Genomic DNA, 4,490 nt, shown 5'->3' with positions numbered 1-4,490 from the left:
ACAAGTCGTGTCGTAGAACAAAGAATCCCCGTGCGTTCACGCCGGGGAGTGTCAAGCAATTGAACAAGATATAGGGGGTAGGGATACTGGCGCTAAATCACCAAGAGGTTAGGGTGAGGCGGAAATCGGAAAGTTACTGATAATCTATCAGCAGTTGCTCATAGACATCACTGGCGATAATTTGATGAGTGGTGGTGGTGGGGTGTAGGATATCCCAGAATAAATACTGCTCTGGATTATCAGCAATGGTTCCTAATATAAATGATATACTACTGTCGGTAACGTTGGTTAATCCAAATTGTTCAGGATTGGCGATCGCATCCTCAAATAAACCACCCACATCAAATAAACTCACATTAGCACCAGGTAGGTTTTGATTTAATTGGTCTACAGCTTCCCGTAAACCTTGATTATGTTCTGCACTGAGGCGGTTCAGTTCCTCCGCATCAAAAGAATTAACTGGATCGACGGGATCTAGGGGGTTAAATCTCGCTACTGGTAATTCTCCTAATGGTGGTAAGTTTAACATCAGGAAATCCCGCGCCCCAAACTGATAGAGAGAAGTTACAGCTTCAGTTAAATTATTAACCGGAATAGTACCATCAGTCTGTCGTCCCGCTAAGTAATCATTAGCGCCAACCCAGAGGGTATATAAGGCATTAGGATTAGCTGTTTGACCCGATGCTAACAAAGGAGCAATAAAAGCCTGTAATTGATTTTCCAAACCCGGGAATAATCCCGGTTCTGTGGTATTTAAACCGCTAGTATTAGCCCCAAAAAAGGCAAAATTAATCCCCTCATTTGAGGGAGATTGTTCGCTAAAATTGACGGGATTTAAACTCAGTTTATCCCCCAAATAATCTACCCATAATAACCCATTAGAGGCGCGACCTTGAAAGTAGGGTAATCCTGCTAAAACTTGTCCTTCCGAGGCGATAAAAGCGTTTCCGGTATCGGATAAACTATCACCAAATATATAGATTTCCTCGAAGTGCAGAGCCTCGATAAAGTCATCAATGGTTAACGAATTAGCCGAGACATTATTGAGGGTGACTAAGGTTTCACCATTGAACTCAATTACAGTGGATGAATCCGATTGTTCAATGTCTAAATCTGAAAAGGTGGCTCCCCTAAACAAGCGCAATTTATCAATACCTGGTTTAAAGTCGGTAATTAGATCCTGATCCGCACTTGACTGGGATAGTATAAATTCATTAATTCCATCTCCACCAGTGAGGGTGTCTAAACCGCGATCGCCTGATAAAATGTTATTCCCAGAACCACCAATAATCAAATCATTACCCTGACCGCCATAGATGGTATCATTACCCGAATGACCGATGAGAGTATCATTACCCTGGTTTCCTAACAAAATGCGCCCTTCTGGGTCATCATTGATGATATAATCATCACCCTCCAAAAGAGCGATCGCCTCCGTCAGGGGAGAAGCGCTAAAACGAGTAAGCTGTTCCGGTGGTAACTCCGAGATAATGATCACATCGTCACCAAAAGTACCGAGACCCAGATCTAAGCGATTTTGGGTAATAATATCAGAAAGCATATTCCCTTCCTCTGATGTCAAATCTTACACAGTATAGCAGGATATTTTACCCTGGGGTTAATTTACGGGGTTTTTAAATATTCTTGATTTGCTAAATAATTTTCGATATTGATGATAATTTGTCGTAGATAAATTATCACTCTATTCTTAATGATAAAAAGTTCTTTAGCCGTGGTATCTCTGCCTATATCATTAAAGGATTTTAAACCATGTGCTAAATCATTTCTATGATTCTTTATAGACAATAAATCCTCACTATTTTGGGTTCTTCGAGGGGATACTTTACTCGAAAAACCATAAGTTTGGGCTACATCTTTGATTTTTTTAGCGTCTATATTTCCCGAAAAAACATCATCATTATTCCAAGTTTCAATGATAATATCCAGAGAGATTTTATCAATTTTATCTATAATTTTTGCAGGCGATCGCTTTTGGATATTCTTTAATATCACTATCTTCATCTCTCGTCTCAAAACATCAAAATTCACTTGATGAGTATCGAGGTAATCAAATATATATTCAATGGCTCTCCTCATAGTTCCCTCCACCAAATTATATAGCAATAAAAAACCATTGGCTTTGAGAGTTTTTTCGATATCAGTATTAAAATAAATTTGTTCATATTTATGAATCATTGTGCTGGCATTGATATCACCAATACAAAGTTTATAATTGTCTATCATCGTGGTTTTTTGCTCCAGTCGTTTAAGAAACATAAAGTATTGACTAACTTCTACAGACTGTTTATTAAAATATGCCCATAATGTACTATCCATAGATTAACCCAAAACCTGGTCACGAACATACTCAATTCGACGGCTAACTTTATTACCAGAACTACTAGCATCACTTTTAGTATACTCATTAAAATCTTGTGATTTCAAGAAGTCTGTAGACTTGAGAACTAAATCTTTTTGCTCACGCAAAGCCAAAGCCACACCTACACATAGAGACTCAAATTTGATGCGAGTTATAGGTCTAATTTTATGTTTACCTGTTCGCAAACTCTCAGGAAAGTATGTTTCTATTACCGATAGCATTGACATAAATTCATAGCGCATACGCTCTAATTCTGCTGTGGGATTTTGATGTTGCTTTAATTGTTCATTTTTCTCCTTTAAGTAGTCGTCTAAAAAATCATGAATCTTTCCCGAAAAAGATTTATATTTTTCTAAAAAAGCAAAGAATCTCAAAACATACTCTTGAGGATCACGTTTCTTGATAGATGCTTCCGAAAAAGCACATAAGCTGATAAATTTTGGCTCCTTTGATAACTCTTCTATCAAGTTTAAAAATAATCCTGGCTGACTCCCTCTTCGTTTTTCCATTTGGTTAAGTTCAATGCTTCCTGAGTTAATCCGTTCAAACAAATCTCGGCGGACTTCTTCATCAGCATCTTCAGTTAATTTAATTAATCGAATAGTATTTCTAAGAAATCGTCGCTGACGAGATGGAGACAAATATCGAAAATGAAACCCGTTTAATGCGGTTAACTTTTGGAGTTCACAAAGTTTAAGTTGATTATGGATAAATCTAGCTAAGGTTCGTATTCTCTGGGTTCCATCTATAATTTCTAACCGTGAGTAATCTTGATCATCTTCTTCTTTGGAAACATCAGCGACGAAAATATAGGGAATTGGAAGACCCAGAAAAATCGATTCAATAAATTTGGACTGATGCTGCTCATCCCAAGCCATTTCTCTTTGGTAGTCAGGTATAAATATTTCGTTGGTGTCCTCATCAATTCCAGTTAAATATTTATCCACTAATACCTCAATGGGATATTCAAGGGTATTGTAGTCAATCCGCTTTTGGTTTTCCCTAATCTGATTTTCGGCTGACTCGACTTTGGCGGTATTAATAACTTCTGTATTCGACATATTGACAATTAAAATAGGTGTATCATCATGGTAGAGATAATCAATGATTAGCAACCAATGCCAGATTTTGGCACTGCGGGGTTAAACTGCCACTATGTTTATCAGTAATTTAGGACTGCCTGGAAATTTACCACATACTTTTTAAATTGTCAATGGATGTAGACTATATAGCTCGCCCGGCTATGCCTGGAAATATCTGGCTATATCAGATATTATTTAAGTGATAAATATCCCCATGGCTTGAGTGTTTTTTATAAGTCATGTAGGATAGCGATAAGTAAACCAACAGGTCAGAATTAAATATGTCGTTACACTCATATACAGTCAAATCAGAAAACCCGGAAAATCCCGAAGGTTTAATCATATTCCTGCATGGTTGGGGTGCGAATTGTGAGGATCTGACCTTTTTGGCTCCCATGTTGAGATTACCGAATTATTGGTTTGAGTTCCCAGAAGCTCCCTTTCCTCACCCACAAGTTCCGGGGGGTCGCGCTTGGTACGCCTTAGAAACTCAGGAATATGAGGGAATTGAGGAAAGCCGGGAAAAACTAATTGATTGGTTAAACGCGATCGCCCAAACTACTGGAATACCACCACAGCGCACGATTTTAGGCGGTTTTTCCCAGGGGGGAGCCATGACTTTTGATGTCGGACGGACAATGGGTTTCGCTGGTCTGATTGTACTCAGTGGCTACTTACACTTTAAACCAGAACCCCAACAGACCCCCCTACCGCCGATTTTAATGGCTCACGGTAAACAAGATATGGTCGTCCCCCTCGGAGCGGCTCACCAGGCGCGGGACAGTTTCCAGAAATTAGGGGCAACGGTGGAATATCATGAGTACAACATGGGTCACGAGATTTGTCCCGATATTTTGGGGTTAATACAAAGTTTTGTGATCAAAACCCTGCCTAACAACCATTAACCCTTTAATATAAAAGAGAGCATGATTTAATCTCAAATTAGGTTAACATTTTACGGCAATACGGTATAATACCAAGTATGGTGCGAGACCTTCGGGTATGAAATAGAGCTGAAATGGGCGAAA

At 38.9% G+C, this 4,490-nt stretch carries 4 protein-coding genes; 1 reads left to right on the top strand and 3 read right to left on the bottom strand.

The features are described from left to right. Positions 1-133: 133 nt before the first annotated feature. The 3 genes from P5683_RS23075 to P5683_RS23065 all read right to left on the bottom strand — a co-directional run bounded on the left by P5683_RS23075 (position 134) and on the right by P5683_RS23065 (position 3,441). Positions 134-1,561: an SGNH/GDSL hydrolase family protein gene (locus P5683_RS23075; RefSeq protein ID WP_315641089.1), complete on the bottom strand. Its 1,428-nt coding sequence runs from the start codon at positions 1,559-1,561 to the stop codon at positions 134-136. A gap of 62 nt (positions 1,562-1,623) precedes the next feature. After that, on the bottom strand, positions 1,624-2,337 hold the full coding sequence (locus tag P5683_RS23070; RefSeq protein WP_046319899.1) for an MAE_28990/MAE_18760 family HEPN-like nuclease: 714 nt from the start codon (positions 2,335-2,337) through the stop codon (positions 1,624-1,626). A gap of 3 nt (positions 2,338-2,340) precedes the next feature. Beyond that, entirely contained in the window at positions 2,341-3,441 is a 1,101-nt protein-coding gene (locus tag P5683_RS23065) for a DUF262 domain-containing protein (RefSeq protein WP_046319905.1), read from the bottom strand. A 302-nt stretch (positions 3,442-3,743) separates the two neighbouring features. Here P5683_RS23065 and P5683_RS23060 point away from each other — a divergent pair, with 302 nt between their 5' ends. After that, complete coding sequence (locus tag P5683_RS23060) at positions 3,744-4,367, top strand: alpha/beta hydrolase (RefSeq protein ID WP_006621073.1); 624 nt, start codon at positions 3,744-3,746, stop codon at positions 4,365-4,367. Positions 4,368-4,490: the final 123 nt, after the last annotated feature.

This window comes from Limnospira sp. PMC 1279.21, assembly GCF_032349615.1.
Taxonomy (GTDB): Bacteria; Cyanobacteriota; Cyanobacteriia; order Cyanobacteriales; family Microcoleaceae; genus Limnospira; species Limnospira fusiformis.
Note: the sequence above shows the minus strand (reverse complement) of the source record. Positions and strands in the feature narration are given on the sequence as shown.

Excerpts from the sequence above, each read along its gene's own strand:
- P5683_RS23065 (WP_046319905.1), bottom strand. The coding sequence starts at position 3,441 with ATGTCGAATACAGAAGTTATTAATACCGCCAAAGTCGAGTCAGCCGAA.
- P5683_RS23075 (WP_315641089.1), bottom strand. The coding sequence starts at position 1,561 with ATGCTTTCTGATATTATTACCCAAAATCGCTTAGATCTGGGTCTCGGT.
- P5683_RS23060 (WP_006621073.1), top strand. The coding sequence starts at position 3,744 with ATGTCGTTACACTCATATACAGTCAAATCAGAAAACCCGGAAAATCCC.
- P5683_RS23070 (WP_046319899.1), bottom strand. The coding sequence starts at position 2,337 with ATGGATAGTACATTATGGGCATATTTTAATAAACAGTCTGTAGAAGTT.